This window comes from Fibrobacter sp., assembly GCA_024398965.1.
In the GTDB taxonomy this organism is placed as follows: Bacteria; Fibrobacterota; Fibrobacteria; order Fibrobacterales; family Fibrobacteraceae; genus Fibrobacter.
This window is the reverse complement of the sequence record JAKSIF010000007.1, coordinates 56195-73365: the sequence shown is the minus strand read 5'-3', so window position 1 is coordinate 73365 and position 17171 is coordinate 56195. Positions and strand designations below refer to the sequence as shown.

The window sequence follows — 17171 nt, the reverse complement described above, 5'->3', positions numbered from 1 at the left end:
ACAGCAGCCCAGGCCTCACGCCTGGAACCTTGGACATTATCATGAAAAAAGCAATCGTTCTTTCATCGGGCGGTGTGGATTCCACCGTCTGTGTCGCCATGGCTGTAGCCAAGTTTGGCGCCGAAAACGTGGTCACCACATCCATTTTCTATGGGCAAAAACATCGCAAGGAATTGGATAGCGCCAAGGCCGTTGCAGACTTCTACAACTTGCCCCATTACGAGCTGGACATTTCCACTATTCTTCAGTATTCCAACTGTTCCCTGCTGGCAAATTCCTCCCAGGAAATCAGTCACAAGAGCTACGCGGAGCAAATTTCAGAACAGGCTGCCACGGCACCGGCTAATTCCGCTGCCGCAAACGGCAAGGTATCCACTTACGTTCCTTTCAGAAACGGACTGATGCTCAGCGCCTGCGCTAGCCTTGCCCAAAGCATTTTTGAAAACGACGACGTAACGCTCTATCTTGGTGCCCACGGGGACGATGCCGCCGGCAATGCCTACGCCGACTGCAGTTCCGAATTTGTGGAAACCATCAGCAAGGCCATTTCCATCGGAACCTACAACCAAGTCAAGGTCTTCGCACCCTTCGCGGGTATGACCAAGGCCGATGTGGTAAGGGAAGGTTTAAACCTCAAGGCTCCTCTGGAACTGACCTGGAGTTGTTATGAAGGTGGAGACAAGCCCTGCGGAACTTGCGGAACCTGCATCGATCGCGCAGCAGCCTTTGCTGCCAACAACGCCAAGGACCCTGCGCTGTAATCGCAGGCCTTAGTAATCGCGGGCCTCAGCAAACCAAGTTCATTACAACAGATCAAAAATAATCTACTTTCAAGGCAGGAGTCCAAGGTTCCTTGGTCCTGTCTTTTTTATATCGGGTTTATACATGCGTCGCAAGTTTTCTAAATCTGCTCCAGTTTCCATGTTGGCTCTTCTTGCCATCGTCTTGTTGATTCTCTTTACGGAATCCTTCGCCAAGGTTGATCCCGAGGCAAAGCCCCAGCATTACAACTACCGCGATGCAGGAAAGCAGATGCGGCGCATCTACTACGGCGACCTGCAGGAAACCCTTTACTGTGGCTGCAAGTATCTGGACAAGAAGACGGTGGATTTCAGCAGCTGCGACTTTGAACCTCGAAACAATCCCAACAGAAAAAGTTTCAAGCGAGCCCAGTCCATCGAATGGGAGCATATCGTGACAGCCCACAACATGGGGCATTTCCTTCCCTGCTGGAAAGAGGGTGGCCGCAAGAACTGCAGCGCCAACGACACAACCTTCAAGATCATGGAAGGTGACCTCCACAACCTCTATCCGGCCATTGGCGAAGTCAATGGAGACCGCAACAACTTCATGTACAGCCAGTGGACCAACGATCCTACGCCCATGTACGGCAAATGCAAGACAATCGTTGACTTCAAGGAGAAAAAGGCCCAGCCCCGCGAAGAAGCCCGCGGCATCATCGCCCGAGTCAGTTTCTACATGGAAAAGACCTACGGAATCAAGCTTTCTTCACAAGACCGCAAGCTGTTCGAAGCCTGGGACAAAATGTACCCGGTAACACCGAGGGAATGTGAGCGCGACCGCCGTATTTTTAAGGTTCAGGGTGACCATAACCCCTTTGTATTTGAGAAATGCGGAGACTAGCTGCAACATATTACCCCATTCCTGAATAAAAACATATATTAAAAGGTAGTTTGGAGGTTAATATGTATCGCGTTTTCGTGCTTTTTGTGGCTCTGTTTACCGCATCCCTTTTTGCCCAGGTGGAATTTCCCCTAGGGAAGACGGTGATCAATGTAACCAAGGAACCCTACCTCGCCAAGGCTGACGGCAAGACCGATGACACCCAGGCCATCCAACAGGCGTTAAACGACCATCCCGACGGCGACTACATCATCTACCTTCCTCACGGGATTTACAAAATCTCCGAACAACTGGTTTGGCCAGAAACTGGCAAGGCAGAAACCTCCAGCCGTAGAACCATTCTGCAGGGTCAAAGCATGGGCGGAACAATCATCCAATTGGCTGATTCCACCTACGGGTTCGACAACGCTGATTTTCCGAAGGCTGTTATTTTTACTGGCATGGGGCCAGAACTGAAAATCAGAAATTCAGTCCGAGACATGACCATTCGAACCGGAAAGGGAAATCCCGGTGCCATCGGCATCCAGTTTAACGCAGCAAACCAGGGTACCCTTTCTAACGTAAAAATCTATTCCGGTGACAGCACCGGCGTTTACGGAGTTGACCTCAGTTTCAGTGAAAACATAGGCCCACTTTTAATCAAGAATGTCGAAGTTCGCGGATTCAACATCGGCATATATGCCAAGGGCGAAAAGGGTACTATTACCCTGGAGCATGTCACCCTCGGTGGCCAGAAAAAAGTCGGTTTTGAAAACGAGAACATGAACGTTGCTGCGCGAGCCCTGCGTTTCAAGGGCGGCGTTCCAGCCGTATATAACCATGGTCCTTACGCCATGTTGAGTCTTGTAGATGGTCTGCTAGAGTACGATCCAGGTAAAAAGAAATCCGTTCCAACGACAGCAATCATGAACGACGCCGGATTATTCATCCGTTCCATGAAAATCAGCAAATACGCTAAAACAATCAAGAGCAAAAAGAAAGGATATCAGGAAGAAATTCCAAACGAGATTATTGAATTCACTTCTGAAGAAAGCAAGCAGCTATGCCACAGCCCAAAGCAGTCTATGCGAGTCGCTGTTGCAGAAACACCCAACTTTGCGGAACAGAAGGCCGACAACTGGATAACCATTGCCGGCGATTACGGTGGAAAATCCAGCACAGGATCAGACGATTCCAAGGCAATTCAAGACGCCATCGATGATGGTGCAGAAACCATATTCTTCCCTCCAGGAGGACGTTGGACAATCAATAGAGACATCTATATCCGCAACCGTGTTCGCCGTCTAATCGGCATCGAAGGTCGCATCGATGGCAAGGGCAAGTTCATCATCGAGAAGGGCGCCTTTAACGAACTGACCATTGAACGATTCTCCGAATTCGGCAGCGGCATCATCCAGAAATCTACCCGATCCATCTTGCTGAAAAACATGATGGTAAAATCCCTGGAAACCGATGAAATCGGTACTGGAGACGTCTATCTTGAAGACGTTGCCGTGGGAACAATCCAGATTAACCACCAGAAACTGTGGGGCCGTCAAGTCACCATGATTGGCGACACGAAGGGACCCAAGATTACCAACAACGGCGGCACCATCTGGATTCTTGGACTGACCGCCAAGAAAGGCAATACAATTCTGCAGAACTTCAACAAGGCGAACGCCGAACTGATTGGAGTCGAAATCGAAGCAAGCGACAAGGCAAAAGACCGCCCCATGTTCATCAATGACAACTCTGGACTTTCCGTTACTGGACTTAGGGAAACCTTGCGCCGCGGAAATCCATATCACAAGATTGTCGAAGAATCACGACAGGCTTCTGCCATCAAGTCCCTCTTTGGAAAAGATCTCCCTCGTAACGAAGAAGGCGGAGCAAGGCTTCCCCTTTTCGTCGGCTACGCACCCAAGCAGGGCGCCAACGAAAAGCCTCAGGTTACCATCCCCAAGGAAATGCTCCTGGTCCAGCCCAACCGACTCCGCGTAACAGGTTCTGTCATTGACGACGGCCGCGGAGACGGACTTTGCGAAGTACCTGTCCGCTGGAAAAAAGGAACTGGCCCCGGCAAGGTTGTCTTCTCCGACAGCATGGCTTACTCCACCGACGTTTCTTTTACCGCCAGCGGTCGCTACAACATTATCATGACAGGTGACGACGGCTATCAGACCGGAGCAGACACAGGCAAGATCTACGTTTTCGATAAGAAATACACAACCCTGGACCATAGCGGCGACAATATTCCCAGCGGTCGCGGCGCAGCCACCTGGATTTCGGAATTCGACAACTACAGCCCTCACAATACCGACCCGGAAATGAGGGTCGCAAACATATCCGGAAGCGCAGGCAAGCTCTACCTACGTTACGACCTCTCCGCTCTTCCTGGCCCCCTATTTGACGTCGCTTTACAGCTGGACATGCCCGACAGCATAACCAAGCCCGTGCAGTTCAATATCTTCGGTCTCAAGGAAACTTCCAAGGACATGAACTTTGGCGACCAGAAGCTCGGCATTGATTGGCCAGACAACGAACTTACCTGGGAAAACGCCCCCGCAAATCTCCCCCAGGCCGGAGGACAGTTCAACATCCGTAAGAATTCCGGCGGCGGTGTTGACACCAAGTATGCAGAATACCTCGGCATCATCACTCTTAATCCCAAGGCACCTCTTGGTGCATTCCTAAGGACTCCCACCCTCACCGATTTTTTCAAACGAAAGCATAGCTCCGGGCTGTACACCTTGATTCTCACCGCGGTAGAACCCGGTGAAACAGTCCTCAACTCCCCTGCTGCAGGCAAGCAGTTCGCACCTGCTCTATACGTAGGCTACTTCGACAACACCCGTTCTGTCGGAGGAGAAGCCATGGACGGCGGCTACACCTTAACCAAGGTTCAGATCGACATCTATTCCCTTGAATGCAATTTTGACTTGACTGTAGGCTACCCGCAATTCGTTCAAATCGAAATCATGAATGAATTCGGCAAGAGAATGCTTACCGTTGCAGCACGAGAACTTGAAGGCGAAAAGAAAACTAATTTCAAGTTCAAGGCCAAGGCGTTCCCCACTGGTCGGTACATCCTGAAGGTTATCGGCGAGGCCTTTACAGCAGAGCAGAAGTTCTACATTTTGAACTAGGAGACTGACGATGAGTTTCAAAAAAAACCTTAAATTCGGTCTTGCATCCTTTGCCGCTTCAGCTGTTTTCACCGCTTGTGGAGACGATTCATCAAGTGCATCCACGGAAAACACCGATAGCAGTTCCTCCATTTCGTCCTATAGTTCAAGCAGTTCTCTTAGTACTCGAGCCGACATCGACTATCGCGGCGAAATTTCCATCAACGACACCATGAAGGTTAACATCGAACTGTCCAAGGGAGATTCTTCCTCAATAGACAGCAGTGAAACCTATATCGACAGCTCCGTCACATCCATTCCCCTGTATATCGGCGACCTTCCCAAGGGAAGCCGCATCAAGGTCTTCGCATCTACAAACGACATCAAAGACGACAAGATCCAAATCCGCAGTGAATTTGGCAATCAACTCAAGACCTTGACTGCAATTCCCAAATCCAAAGATCAAAAGGATTCACTGTACACAAACTACTTCGTTCCTAGCCTTGGATCCAAGGACGGCGCCGTATTCAAGGATTCCAACCAGTTTGTCGTATTCAGCAAGAACCACTATTACCTAGAAATCCTAGGCAAGTTTACAGACGACTCCAACTTGCGTCTGTTGGTTCAAGTCGACACTGCCTACTACAATTTTACTGGAGACGAAGAAGAAATTGAGATGAACATGACTGACACCATCCGCGGGATTGTTTCCATTGACGACGCCCCGGACTACATCAGCATCGGTTTCACGGCCAACGACGGCTACAGCGTCAACCTTACCACCTCCGGCAAGAACGTAAAAAAATACCAGTTAAACGATGGAGACAATGTCCTCGGATCATATACAAAGAATCTGGACACACTCCTTGTTCCCAACGATTCCGTCAACTGGACCTTGAAGATTTCCACAGAATCCTTCTCCAACGCCTACACCGGCCCTTACGCATTCTTTGAAGCAAAAACAAAAGCGCGTGCATTAGAGAAAGGCGAATATTTTTCAAATCCGGATTCCATTCCCTACCCCGGTAGCGTATTCAAGCGAACTCGTCCTAAGGATTCCCCAGACAGCGCAATCTACAGATACAATCTTCGCCAGGAACAGTTCGTTTGGCTTGGCGACTACAAGAAAGGCGATTCCCTGATCGTCTCCCACTGGATTTCCAATTACGACGACGACAAATTTACCAGCCCTGTCATTCTAGAAATTCTTGACCAGAAACAGAAGCGACAGGTTGAACTTAGTTCCGTATACGGTGGCGCGCTCAAGATCCCTGCAGATGGCCCTTACTACCTGCATTATCTTCGTCTCAACTCATCGCCCTTGGACCAGGTTGCAGACTCTCTTCGTTATGTACTACAGCTATTCACCCAGATCCAACAGCCGGGACTTCTGAAGTCCATGCAGTTCTATGATCCACAAAATGATGAATATTACAAGTCCATTGAAGCAAGCGAAGGCGACCTGATTCGATTCAACCAGTTCCAGTTCACATCCGAGCCTTACAAAGACAAAGCCTGGACGTATGTTGGCCAAGACGTTTCCTGGTTCGTTCCCTGCAAGGACCTTTTAAAGATCAACAACAATTACAAGATTTCCGACTGCGAAGCCGATGGTAAGGCAGAACAGGAAATTTCGTCAGATTATCTAGTTGTCCAAGCCAATGCCGAAGGTGAAACCGCCCAGCTGATAGCAGAAAGCAAGGCCGACCCTTCTAAGCGCGACACGCTGGAAATAGAGATTTTTGCAAAGACAGCGAACTAGTCTTCCCAAATCTGGTTAGGAAGCTTACCGATATCGCGGAAGTCCAGCTTGCCGGCGGTGGGAGCGGATACACCCACCAGGCGAGCCAGGGGCTTGCCGGCGCGTTCAATAACGATTTCTTCGTCCTTCAATGAAACCTGGTTCAGCAGAGAGCCAAAGTTTTGACGAACTTCCATTGCAGATACAACTTTTGCCATAGTACGGTAAAAGTAGAAAAGAAATAGTTATATTCTCACCGTGGAAGCAGAGATTAAATCCTTTTCAGTAACCCAATACATGAAAGCTTTAAAGCACAGGCTGGACGAAACTCCGGCCGTGTGGGTTCATGGGGTCATTACCCAGATTAATGAAAAGGCCAAGATTGTTTACCTGAGCATAGCGGATTTTGAAGAAGGTAACGTTTCTCCCCTAGCAACGATTCCGTTGTACTGCTTCAGCGCAAAATTCAACGCCCTTCGTGCAAAGACCGAAAGTTGCGCAACGCCTTTTGCATTAAAGGAACAGCTCAAGGTCAGCTTTCTGATCAAAGCAGACCTGTACATTCCCTATGGAAAATTGCAGGCCCAGGTTCTTGATATCGACCCGGTTTACACTGTTGGCGAACTGGCTCTTACCAAAAGCGCCATCTTAAAGCGACTGGCCCTGGAAGGACTGATTGATAAGAACAAGCAGCTGGATTTGGCACAGATTCCCATCCGCATCGGACTTATAACCGGCGAAGGAACTGCAGCCTACAACGATTTTACAACCAAGCTGAAAGATTCCCCCTTCCACTTCAAGGTCATGACCGCCTACGCAAAGATGCAAGGGGCCGACACAGAGCCCTCCGTTCTTGCAGCCCTGGAGCAACTGTCCAAGGTAGACGACCTCGACGTAGTCTGCATCATCCGCGGTGGCGGTTCAAAGACCGACCTGAATTTCTTTGACAGCGAAGCCCTGTGCAGGGCTGTGGCCAACTATCCCATTCCCGTATTCACCGGAATCGGCCACGAAATCGACAAGAGCCTTCTTGACGAAGTCGCCTACCAAAGCTGTATCACACCTACGGACACCGCAAAACGTCTCATAGACCGGGTTGCAGATAGCTGGGCAAACATGCAGCAGCGCGCTTCAGAAATCGCCATTGCAGCCAAGGACTCCCTTGTGCAGGAAAATCGAAATCTTGCTGCCATGGGAACAAGTCTACAGCAGTTGGTTACAGGAAGAATCCAAAGCGAAAAGACAAAGCTGACCGTTTGCACCAGCAATCTCAAGCGCGACCTGCATTACGTCCTTCGCGATGAAAATGCCCGCCTCGACAGAGACACCGAAGGCCTTAGGCAGGGAACCAGAAAAATTCTAGATCTCGCCAAGTCAACATTTAACTTATACGAAACCAAGGTCAAGGCGGCAGACCCGGCAACAGCACTGGCCCGAGGTTATTCCCTCACCCTTGACGCTAATGGAAAGTTTATCCGTAACGCAAGCCAGCTGAAATCCGGAGACAGGCTCACCACCCGATTCAAGGATGGTGAAGTATCTTCTGTAGTGCAGTAAGATTGCCCCGCAGACTCCTATTGAAACAGAGGCAGGGTTTCGATTTTTTCAAACCGCTTTGTAGCGGGATCCAATTTAAAGTAACGTACAGCGTCACCCAACGAAAGCATCACATAGCTTGGCGTTAGAATCTGCAAATACTTGTTCAGCTGCTGCTGTAGGCGGGGCCAGGTGTACTCACCGGGAGCCTTGCATTCCACCAGGAGCCAAGGCCTATCGATAGTAGCTCCAGCCCTGAAATTATGGACCATAATGTCTACGCGGTCATCTGTCTTCGAGTCTATGGATCCCAAAGGGAATTCCACCGCAATCAGATGTTCTGGAACCTTCACCTGATCCAGCAAGTAGCGGATGGTCGCCTGGCGCACGTGTTCTTCGGGCGTTGCAGGAACATCCTTCTTGCGGATGGGATCGTATAGGAGCATAAAGCGGAAAGGATAAAGGTTAAAGGTTCAAGAAGGAGCATTCGCTTCCGTTACAAAAATAATTTTTTTTTTGCTTCGTCTTGACGCAATCTTTTTTCTGAAGTATATTACAGAATATGAAGAACGTCTTTGAACAGAACATCATCGCAGCAGCGATTGCGGCGGGCGCGGCGGAAGCACGAGCCTGCGTTAAATCGTGTGCGACTGTTCAGGAATTGTAAAGGTCTGTACGTAACCAACTAGCGAAACAGATAAAAGGAATTCAAAGGGCAGTCCCGCAAGGACAGCCCTTTTTATTTTAGCCAAATTTAAACCATAAACCACAAAACAAGGAAATTCAAAAATCAATTTTTATCTATTATTAAGCGGTAAATTTTTGAATTTTTCAGTACGATACAGGAGTATAAAATGAGAAAGCGTTTGCTTACCGATGGCGCCAAGGAACTGTCTTACGAAATCCGTGAGATCGTTAAGAAGGCGAACCTCCTTAAGACGCTGGGCATGCCGAACATCCACTGGGAAAACATCGGCGACCCCATTGAAAAGAAGTGCCAGGTCCCTGAATGGATCAAGGACATCGTCGTGGACCTTTCCAAGACCAACCGTTCCTATGGTTACTGCCCGTCCAAGGGCATGCTGGAAACCCGCGAATTCCTGGTGAAGGAAACCAACAAGCTGGGCGGTGCTCAGATTACTGTTGACGACATTCTGTTCTTCAACGGCCTTGGCGATGCTATCGCAACGCTCTATAGCCTGCTGTCCATGACCACCCGCATTATCGGACCGTCTCCTGCATACAGCACCCACAGCTCTGCAGAAGCTGCCCACGCTCATGCACCCGCCATTACTTACAGCCTCAAGCCCGAAAACCACTGGTATCCGGACCTTGAAGAACTGGAAAATAAGGTGAAGTACAACCCCAGCATCGCAGGCATCCTGGTTCTCAACCCGGATAATCCCACCGGCATGGTGTACCCCCTGGAAATCTTGAAGAAGATCGTTGATATCGCCAAGCGTTACAACCTCTTCATCATCTGCGACGAAATCTACAACAAGATTACCTACAATGGAGCTCACGCCTACGCCCTGGCCGAATACATCGGCGACGTTCCGGCTATTGCCATGAAGGGCATTTCCAAGGAATACCCGTGGCCGGGTGCTCGTTGCGGATGGGTTGAATACTACAACCGCGACAAGGACGAACAGTTCGACGCCTTCTGCCGCGCTTTGGACAACGCCAAGATGGTGGAAGTTTGCTCCACAACGCTTCCCCAGATGACCATTCCTCGCGTACTGGGCGATCCTCGCTTCATGGAACACCGCCAGGCTTTGAACGAAAAGATCGGCCGCCGCTCCGCTATCATCAACGAAATCTTGAGCGACATTCCCGAACTTTACTTCAACCCCACCTACGGTGCATTCTACAACACCATCATCTTCCGTGAAGGTGTTCTGAACAACCACCAGACCATGAAGATTGACAATCCGCTGATCAAGGCCAAGGTTGAAGAATGGTGCTCCAAGACCGACAACCTGGACTACCGCTTCGTGTACTACCTGTTGGGCGCCAAGGGAATCTGCGTGGTGCCGAGCACCAGTTTCAGCACCGACCTCAAGGGCTTCCGCGTGACCCTCCTTGAAGAAGATGAAAAGGAACTGCGCAGCGTGTTCACCACCATCCACGACGCCATCATCGAGTACTTGCATAGCTAGCAGTGAGCAATGAGACTTGAGCTTTGAGTTTTTGTTTGGCGGCGTAGCCGCGCTTTTTAAGACTCATAGCTCATAACTCAAAACTCACAACTCAAATATGAAATCTTTCGATCTTCAGGTTAAGAATGTTTCCAAGAGCTTCGGCGAAAAGGCCGTGCTCAAGGGAATTGACGTATTCATCAAGGACGGTCAGTTCGTTACCTTGCTTGGTCCTTCCGGCTGCGGAAAGACCACGCTTCTTCGCATTATCGCAGGCTTCGAAAAGGCCGACGCAGGCGAAGTGATTCTCAGTGGCGAAGTCATCTCCAACAAGTCTCCGGCGCACCGTCCCATCAATACGGTGTTCCAGAGTTACGCCCTGTTCCCCCATCTAAACGTTTTCAACAACATCGCCTTCGGTCTCAAGAGCCACAAGGTTCCCAAAGACGAAATCGAGAAGCGTGTAAACGCCATGATGGAAATGGTGAACATCACCGACCTGAAGAACGAAATGCCCGCAACCTTGAGCGGCGGTCAGAAGCAGCGTGTGGCTCTCGCCCGCGCCCTGGTGAACGAGCCCGACATTCTGTTGCTGGACGAACCCCTTTCCGCATTGGATGCAAACCTCCGCAAGAAGCTCCAGGTGGAACTGAAGGAAGTCCAGAAGAAGACGGACACCACCTTCATCATGGTGACCCACGACCAGGACGAAGCCATCGCCGTTAGCGACCGCGTGCTGGTGATGTACAAGGGCGCCATCGTTCAGGACGGCACTCCCGAAGATGTTTACGAACATCCGGTAAACCGCTTTGTGGCAACCTTCATGGGCGAATGCAACATCCTCGAAAGCGAGCGCGTTGCAGACAAACTAGCAAAGGTAGCCTTTGGCGAACTGGTTCTGGAAAAAGACCCTCAATGGGCAGTATCATCCGAAGGCGACAATGTAGGCAAATCCTGCGGCGGCATCGCCATCCGTATGGAAGACATCCACGTTTGCACCGCCGGCGAATCCTTCGAGAACAACGTCTTTGACGCCCGCATTCTGGAACGTATTTTCCGTGGCGACTACTGGGAGCTGATTGCAGAACTTCCCGGCGTAGGCAATGCAGAAAGCCTCAAGCTTCGTGTGATGACCGACCCCGACGAAATTTACAACCCGGGCGACCAGGTCAAGCTTTATATGGAACCGCAGTACCTGCAGGTTCTTGACGATTAATCTTTTTACAAAATCCCTTGCAAAAGGATTAAACTTAAACTATCTTTGGGCGCACCTAAGAAAAGCCCAGGTAGCTCAGTGGTAGAGCACTTCCTTGGTAAGGAAGAGGTCTCGGGTCCGACTCCCGATCTGGGCTCTACGAAAAGTCCCTGCTAAAAGCAGGGATTTTTTGTTTTTGTAAGCAACCCCACCTCCAGCTACAAGCAAGAATCTTTCTAAATTTTTTGCATGACAACCGAGGTTTTTGAAGGTAAGCTCACCACCCGCGCCCGCATGCGCAAATTCGGCGTCCTGCTCACAGGTCCTGGCATGCTGTGGCTCCTAGTTTTCCTGCTACTACCGACCATTTTCCTCATGGTTCTTGCTTTTGCCCAGCGAGGCTCCTACGGAAGCATCAACTGGGACTTTTCCATCGAGAATGTCAAACGCTTAATTGGTTTCAGTTCCTTCGGCTGGTCTCCCGACAACTTGCTCATTCTTTGGCGCAGCCTCAAGATTGCGGTCATCACTACGGTTCTCTGTGTAGCCTTCGGTCTTCCCATGGCATTCTGGATTGCCAATCACGGCAAGTCCATGCGGGCATTCCTGTTCGCCCTCATCATGGTCCCCAGCTGCACCAATCTGGTAATCCGTACATCCGCCTGGATGACCTTGCTTGGGCCAGACATGTTCCCTGCTGACATCGCCAGGTTTTTCGGCCTCATTGGAGCCGGAGATTCCTTATATCCCGGTAGCTTTGCTGTCTACATCGGCATGGTCAGTTCCATGCTTCCTTTTGCGGTACTCCCCCTCTACACCAGCGTCGAACGTTTGGACTGGGGTATCGTAGAAGCAAGCCGCGACCTGTACGCAGGCCCCATCCGCACCTTCTATCACGGAGTGCTTTCCCAGATGATGCCAGGAATTATTGCTAGCGTCATCCTGACCTTGGTACCTAGCCTTGGCATGTACGTCATCAGCGACCTGCTTGGCGGCGGCAAGTACATGCTTATCGGCAACTTGATCCAGCAGCAGTTCGGCTCCGCCATGGACTGGCCCTTCGGTGCTATGCTGGGAACCGTGCTCATCATCTGCAGCGTGGTAAGCCTGATTATTTTCCAGCGAGTGGGAGGAAAGAACTTTGTCTAAGCGCAAACTTCCCATTTTCGCAACAGTCCTTGCCATCATCGGCTTTGTACTTCTGTACCTGCCCATGTTCATTGTGGTAGAACAAAGCTTTAACGCCAGCAAGCACGGCCAAAGCTGGGGCGGTTTTACCCTGGACTGGTACACAGGACTTGCAAGTAACGCCATGGTGCAAACAACCACGGTCAACACCTTGATTCTCGCTGTAGTCAGCACCTTGATTGCAACCGTTCTTGGAACCCTCCTCGCTATCGGCATCCATCGTACGCCCTGGGGCAAGAAGATGGGTTACTTCTACGACATGAGCATCAACGTTCCTGTGGTGACGCCCGATATTTTGATGGCCATCGCCCTAGTTTCCGTATTCGCCCTTTTCCGCAGTTGGACAAGCATCTTCGACCCGGGCATGCTGACAATGACCATCGCCCATGTGACCTTGGAAATCAGCTTTGTGGTTCTCGTGGTGCAGAGCCGCCTGGTAAGCATCGGCAAAGACCAGATCGAGGCCGCCCGCGACCTCTACGCAAGTACCGCCGGAGCCTGGTTCCGCGTCATCCTGCCTCAGCTTTCTACAGCCATCGTCTCCGGCGCGCTCCTCGCATTTACGCTGTCCCTGGACGACTTCATCCTGAGCTTCTTTACCAGCGGTCCCGAATCTCAGACCCTACCGCTGTATATCTACGGTTCTCTCAAGCGAGGAGTCTCCCCCCAGATTCACGCCTTGTCTTCCATCATCTTTGGACTGACCTTGTTCATCATGATCCTGATGGTTCTAAAGGGCATCCGTAAGGAACGTAAGCTTTTAAAACTCACACAATCACCAAAGGGCTAAAAATGAAAAAGATTCTTCTTGCTCTTGCTATGTTTACCGCAGCATGCTTCTTCGCAGGCTGTAACGAAGAACAGAAGTCCAACGCACATCCGGACAAGGTCACTGTAATGATCTACAGTGAATACATCGATCCCGAGATGCTGACGGATTTCCAGATGAAGACTGGCTACAAGCTCCAGCTGGAACTGTACGAAGCCCAGGAAGAAATGATCGGCAAGCTCCAGGCCTCCGGCACCAGCCAGTACGACGTGATTATCGCAAGTGACGTGGTGATCCAGCAGATGATCCACTTGGGCCTTATCCAGCCCATCGACACAAGCAAGGTTCCCAACCGCGTAAACATTGCAGACCAGTTCAAGAACGCAAGCTACGACCCCACCAACAGCTACTCCATTCCTTACCTCTGGGGTACCACAGGTATTCTCTACCGCGATGCTGACGTTGACCCCATGAAGGTCAGCTACTCCATGCTGTTTGACGCCAAGCAGACCAAGGGCAAGTTCAGCCTTCTGGAAGAAAGCCGTTCCATGCTTTCCATGGCTCTGCAGGCTAAGGGCTACGACGCCAACTCCACCGACCAGAAGCAGATCAACGAAGCTGTGGAATACATTCTCCAAGCTAAGAAGGATCCCCACTTCCTGGGCTTTGACGGTTCTGTAGGCGGCAAGGACAAGGTTCTTTCCAAGATGGACTGGGCAGCAATCGTCTTCAACGGCGAAGCCATGGCAGCCATCGAAGAAGATTCCACCCTCCAGTTCGCCATCCCCACCGAAGGCTCCTTCATGTGGGTTGACGCAATGCTCCTCAGCGCAAAGGCTCCCAACAAGGACGGCGCCTACGCATTCATGAACTACATTCTTGACGCAAAGATCGGCGCCCAGCTGGCAAAGTTCATCAACTATGCCACACCCAACAAGGCATCCCTTGAAGTCATTGACGAAGAATTCAAGAACAACCGCGTGATCAACCCCACTGCAGAAGAAATCAACCGCATGGTGTTCCTGAAGGATCCTGGCGATGCAGCACGTCTCTTCGACGAAGCCTGGACCATCGTGAAGACTAGGTAGTAGGTGATAGGATAAAGGATAAAGGTTAAAGGATAAAAATTAAGGGAAAGGTCTCGACATTGTCGAGACCTTCCTTCTTTACGCTTTACACTTTCCGCTTTACGCTAACTTTCCGCTTTACGCTAATCCACGCTATTCTTCGTGAGCCTTGATAGGCAGCGGAGCGAAGGGCGGTTCCAGTTCGATACTGATGGGGCAATGGTCTGAACCCATGACGTCAGTATGGATATTCGCGGCAGTCACGTTGGGAACAAGGCCTGCATCGATGAAGGCATAGTCGATACGCCAGCCCACATTACGTCGACGGGCGCCAAAGCGGTTGCTCCACCAGGAATAGATATCCTTCTGGTCCGGGTGCAGCAGGCGGAAGCTATCCACAAAGCCGTTTTCAACATACTTGTCCATCCAGGCGCGTTCAATAGGCAAGAAGCCACTGACATCCTCGTTTTCCTTAGGACGGGCAATATCGATTTCCTTATGGCAGGTATTGTAGTCGCCAACGGTAACCACATGCTTGCCGTCTTCCAGCCAGCGCTTGCTGTTTTCCAGGAAGGCATCGTAGAAACGAAGCTTATAGTCCAGGCGATCGTCGCCGGAGCCACCATTGGGGAAATAGATGGAATTCAGGACCCAGTCCGGAAAAACCAGCTGGAGCACGCGACCTTCGTCGTCGAATTCCTCCATGTCAAAACCATAATTGACACGATCCGGCTCAATCTGAGTATAGATACCAACACCGCTGTACCCCTTCTTACGCTTGCAGGGGTTCCAGTAAACAAAGTATCCTTCGGGATGTGCAATTTCTTCTGGGATCTGGTCTTCTTCTGCCCGCACCTCCTGCAGACAGAGAATGTCGGGGTTCGTGGCCTTGAACCACTCCTCGAATCCCTTTTTCGCAGCGGACCTAAGCCCGTTTACGTTCCAGCTATAAATATTCATTTGTTACCCAATCTCAATTCCGGCGGCAAAGATAGATATTTACCCCCATCATTAAAGGGCACAACATGTCATTTTACCAAACCTCCCTATTTTGCACCCAAAACTACCGCTTTGAAAACGAAAGTTTACAAATCTATAAAGAAAGGCCGTCCTAAAATAAGCAACTTTTTATCAATATTGGAAGAAAATTATTACAAAGCCAAATAATAAAATTATATTTGTTGCCATGAAAACAAAGTTTGTGTTATTTTTCGGTCTCGCTTTGACATCTCTCTTGGCAGGATGCGCCGGTTCCAGCAATATTTCTGCAGAAAACCTGGAAGTTCCGACCAACCTCCCCCCTATTTGCCGCGATATTGACTTTGTTGCACAGCCCGACATGCGTGACATGTGCGGCGTTCGTGTAAACCACTCCAAGGGCTATAAGAACATTCCGCAGCAAAGATACCTGATCAAGCCTGCCGAAACCTCTATCGTTAAAACGGGCGACAAGATGGAACTTCGCTTCCAGAATTCCTTGCCGCTGTACCTGGATGGCCCTATCACCGAGGAACTCCAGTTCAACCAGGCCAAGCGTCTTGAAAAGGTCAAGAACACCTACGATTACCACGAAATTTACAACAACGGCGCTCGCATCCGAATCTTCAAGATGGGCATTCCCACCGACGAAGGCAATGTGTACGACTTCTGCTTCCGTATCCCCGAAAAGAAGGGTAACGACAGAACCCGTAGCCGCGCAATGGGTACCCATATCGAGGCTATGACCTGCGGAGACTTCGACCGTCTCGTTGCCGAAAACGCAAAGACCAAGTAGTCTAAACGGATTTCACATCCTAAGTTTTTGGAAGTGCATCTCGCACTTCCATTTTTTATTGTACATAAAATTCCAGCAGTCTTTTTTTCTACATTTGATGCCGAAAAAGATTATCGTCATGGCTGCAGAAAACAAGTACATCCACAACGCCCTAAAGCAAGTCCACACCGAGGCTTCCTGCACATCCGTTTCCGGATTTTCAATCTCCGGGCTGGCTACGTACATGCAGATGCCCGAGTTAGACTTTTGCGTAGACATGGGCGAATGTCCCCTTTCTGCAACCTCCATCAATCACGTATTCTTGACACATGCCCACGGCGACCATGGTCGCTGCCTGATGCGTCACCACAGCCTCCGCAAGATGATGGGCGTGGAACGAGACAGCGTCTACTACATGCCCGACTTTATTTGCGAAAGCGCAAAAGCCTGGATCAAGGCCGAGGCCATGTTCGAAGGCGTTGCCGAGAACAAGTTCCGCTATCCCGATATCCGTCCAGTTTCCGCCGGAGAGGTATTCTTTCTGGAACACCGCAAGGACCTTGCCCTGGAAGCCTTCGAAGTCAAACATTCCATTCCCGGCATGGGCGGAACAATCTACCACTACAAGAAAAAATTGAAGGACGAGTTCCTGGACAAGACTCCTGCAGAACTTATCGAGCTCCGCAAGAACAAGGTAGAGATAACCCGCGAAGTCTACGACCCGCTGGTCAGTTTCATGGGCGACTGCATGGGCGAAAGTCTGCTGGACAACAGCCGAGTTTTCAAGTCCAAGGTGCTGATAACGGAATGTACATTCCTGTCTCCTGAAGACGAATCCATGAGCGTCAAGAAAGGGCACAGCCATATCAATGACATTGTCAAGGCCCTCAACGAACTCGACGACGAAGTGAAATGTGAGAAGATCATCCTGAGCCATTTCTCCATGAAGTATTCCGAGAAATACATCAAGGATGTCATCGCCAAAAGCATTCCCGAGAAGTTCAAAGATAGAGTGGTGGTCTTTTTGTAATGAAGA

At 50.3% G+C, this 17171-nt stretch carries 15 protein-coding genes and 1 tRNA gene; 13 read left to right on the top strand and 3 right to left on the bottom strand.

From position 1 onward, the window contains the following. The first annotated feature begins 41 nt into the window (after nt 1-41). The 4 genes from queC (at nt 42) to MJZ26_05035 (ending at nt 6510) form a co-directional block, all read left to right on the top strand. Nucleotides 42-761 (top strand): 7-cyano-7-deazaguanine synthase QueC, encoded by a 720-nt coding sequence (queC, locus tag MJZ26_05050; protein ID MCQ2105142.1) that lies wholly within the window; start codon nt 42-44, stop codon nt 759-761. Between the two features lie 124 nt (nt 762-885). Beyond that, nucleotides 886-1644 (top strand): endonuclease, encoded by a 759-nt coding sequence (locus tag MJZ26_05045; protein MCQ2105141.1) that lies wholly within the window; start codon nt 886-888, stop codon nt 1642-1644. A gap of 62 nt (nt 1645-1706) precedes the next feature. Then, entirely contained in the window at nt 1707-4769 is a 3063-nt protein-coding gene (locus MJZ26_05040) for a glycoside hydrolase family 55 protein (GenBank protein MCQ2105140.1), read from the top strand. Nucleotides 4770-4779: 10 nt separating this feature from the next. Further along, the gene (locus tag MJZ26_05035; protein ID MCQ2105139.1) at nt 4780-6510 is read left to right on the top strand and encodes a hypothetical protein; all 1731 of its coding nucleotides are present in this window, start codon (nt 4780-4782) and stop codon (nt 6508-6510) included. On the opposite strand, the gene MJZ26_05030 is transcribed toward MJZ26_05035, so the two are convergent. Beyond that, a complete protein-coding gene (locus MJZ26_05030) occupies nt 6507-6707 on the bottom strand; it encodes a type II toxin-antitoxin system Phd/YefM family antitoxin (GenBank protein MCQ2105138.1) in 201 nt (66 codons plus the stop codon). The genes MJZ26_05035 and MJZ26_05030 overlap by 4 nt on opposite strands. Nucleotides 6708-6786: 79 nt before the next feature. Between MJZ26_05030 and xseA the strand changes: the two genes are divergently transcribed. Further along, a complete protein-coding gene (gene xseA / locus MJZ26_05025; GenBank protein MCQ2105137.1) occupies nt 6787-8046 on the top strand; it encodes an exodeoxyribonuclease VII large subunit in 1260 nt (419 codons plus the stop codon). 17 nt (nt 8047-8063) lie between these two features. Here xseA and MJZ26_05020 read toward each other — a convergent pair whose 3' ends face one another. Further along, the gene (locus MJZ26_05020) at nt 8064-8471 is read right to left on the bottom strand and encodes a type I restriction enzyme HsdR N-terminal domain-containing protein (protein MCQ2105136.1); all 408 of its coding nucleotides are present in this window, start codon (nt 8469-8471) and stop codon (nt 8064-8066) included. 408 nt (nt 8472-8879) lie between these two features. Between MJZ26_05020 and MJZ26_05015 the strand changes: the two genes are divergently transcribed. The 6 genes from MJZ26_05015 to MJZ26_04990 all read left to right on the top strand — a co-directional run bounded on the left by MJZ26_05015 (nt 8880) and on the right by MJZ26_04990 (nt 14403). Beyond that, the gene (locus MJZ26_05015) at nt 8880-10184 is read left to right on the top strand and encodes a pyridoxal phosphate-dependent aminotransferase (GenBank protein MCQ2105135.1); all 1305 of its coding nucleotides are present in this window, start codon (nt 8880-8882) and stop codon (nt 10182-10184) included. 97 nt (nt 10185-10281) lie between these two features. Further along, on the top strand, nt 10282-11379 hold the full coding sequence (locus tag MJZ26_05010) for an ABC transporter ATP-binding protein (GenBank protein MCQ2105134.1): 1098 nt from the start codon (nt 10282-10284) through the stop codon (nt 11377-11379). Nucleotides 11380-11443: 64 nt separating this feature from the next. Further along, nucleotides 11444-11515 (top strand) — tRNA-Thr (locus MJZ26_05005). Nucleotides 11516-11607: 92 nt separating this feature from the next. Further along, a complete protein-coding gene (locus MJZ26_05000; GenBank protein ID MCQ2105133.1) occupies nt 11608-12507 on the top strand; it encodes an ABC transporter permease in 900 nt (299 codons plus the stop codon). Then, the gene (locus tag MJZ26_04995; protein ID MCQ2105132.1) at nt 12500-13336 is read left to right on the top strand and encodes an ABC transporter permease; all 837 of its coding nucleotides are present in this window, start codon (nt 12500-12502) and stop codon (nt 13334-13336) included. The genes MJZ26_05000 and MJZ26_04995 overlap by 8 nt, the downstream gene beginning before the upstream one ends. A 2-nt stretch (nt 13337-13338) precedes the next feature. Beyond that, complete coding sequence (locus MJZ26_04990; protein ID MCQ2105131.1) at nt 13339-14403, top strand: spermidine/putrescine ABC transporter substrate-binding protein; 1065 nt, start codon at nt 13339-13341, stop codon at nt 14401-14403. Between the two features lie 132 nt (nt 14404-14535). Here MJZ26_04990 and MJZ26_04985 read toward each other — a convergent pair whose 3' ends face one another. Beyond that, nucleotides 14536-15342, bottom strand: coding sequence for an exodeoxyribonuclease III (locus MJZ26_04985; protein ID MCQ2105130.1), 807 nt, complete (start codon nt 15340-15342; stop codon nt 14536-14538). Nucleotides 15343-15568: 226 nt separating this feature from the next. On the opposite strand from MJZ26_04985, the gene MJZ26_04980 reads away from it, so the two are divergent. Both MJZ26_04980 and MJZ26_04975 read left to right on the top strand, forming a co-directional pair. Further along, nucleotides 15569-16156 (top strand): hypothetical protein, encoded by a 588-nt coding sequence (locus MJZ26_04980; GenBank protein ID MCQ2105129.1) that lies wholly within the window; start codon nt 15569-15571, stop codon nt 16154-16156. A 97-nt stretch (nt 16157-16253) separates the two neighbouring features. Further along, complete coding sequence (locus MJZ26_04975; protein ID MCQ2105128.1) at nt 16254-17165, top strand: MBL fold metallo-hydrolase; 912 nt, start codon at nt 16254-16256, stop codon at nt 17163-17165. Nucleotides 17166-17171: the final 6 nt, after the last annotated feature.

Coding starts and splice junctions, on each gene's coding strand:
- queC (MCQ2105142.1), top strand. CDS start 42: ATGAAAAAAGCAATCGTTCTTTCATCGGGCGGTGTGGATTCCACCGTC.
- MJZ26_05045 (MCQ2105141.1), top strand. CDS start 886: ATGCGTCGCAAGTTTTCTAAATCTGCTCCAGTTTCCATGTTGGCTCTT.
- MJZ26_05040 (MCQ2105140.1), top strand. CDS start 1,707: ATGTATCGCGTTTTCGTGCTTTTTGTGGCTCTGTTTACCGCATCCCTT.
- MJZ26_05035 (MCQ2105139.1), top strand. CDS start 4,780: ATGAGTTTCAAAAAAAACCTTAAATTCGGTCTTGCATCCTTTGCCGCT.
- MJZ26_05030 (MCQ2105138.1), bottom strand. CDS start 6,707: ATGGCAAAAGTTGTATCTGCAATGGAAGTTCGTCAAAACTTTGGCTCT.
- xseA (MCQ2105137.1), top strand. CDS start 6,787: ATGAAAGCTTTAAAGCACAGGCTGGACGAAACTCCGGCCGTGTGGGTT.
- MJZ26_05020 (MCQ2105136.1), bottom strand. CDS start 8,471: ATGCTCCTATACGATCCCATCCGCAAGAAGGATGTTCCTGCAACGCCC.
- MJZ26_05015 (MCQ2105135.1), top strand. CDS start 8,880: ATGAGAAAGCGTTTGCTTACCGATGGCGCCAAGGAACTGTCTTACGAA.
- MJZ26_05010 (MCQ2105134.1), top strand. CDS start 10,282: ATGAAATCTTTCGATCTTCAGGTTAAGAATGTTTCCAAGAGCTTCGGC.
- MJZ26_05000 (MCQ2105133.1), top strand. CDS start 11,608: ATGACAACCGAGGTTTTTGAAGGTAAGCTCACCACCCGCGCCCGCATG.
- MJZ26_04990 (MCQ2105131.1), top strand. CDS start 13,339: ATGAAAAAGATTCTTCTTGCTCTTGCTATGTTTACCGCAGCATGCTTC.
- MJZ26_04985 (MCQ2105130.1), bottom strand. CDS start 15,342: ATGAATATTTATAGCTGGAACGTAAACGGGCTTAGGTCCGCTGCGAAA.
- MJZ26_04980 (MCQ2105129.1), top strand. CDS start 15,569: ATGAAAACAAAGTTTGTGTTATTTTTCGGTCTCGCTTTGACATCTCTC.
- MJZ26_04975 (MCQ2105128.1), top strand. CDS start 16,254: ATGCCGAAAAAGATTATCGTCATGGCTGCAGAAAACAAGTACATCCAC.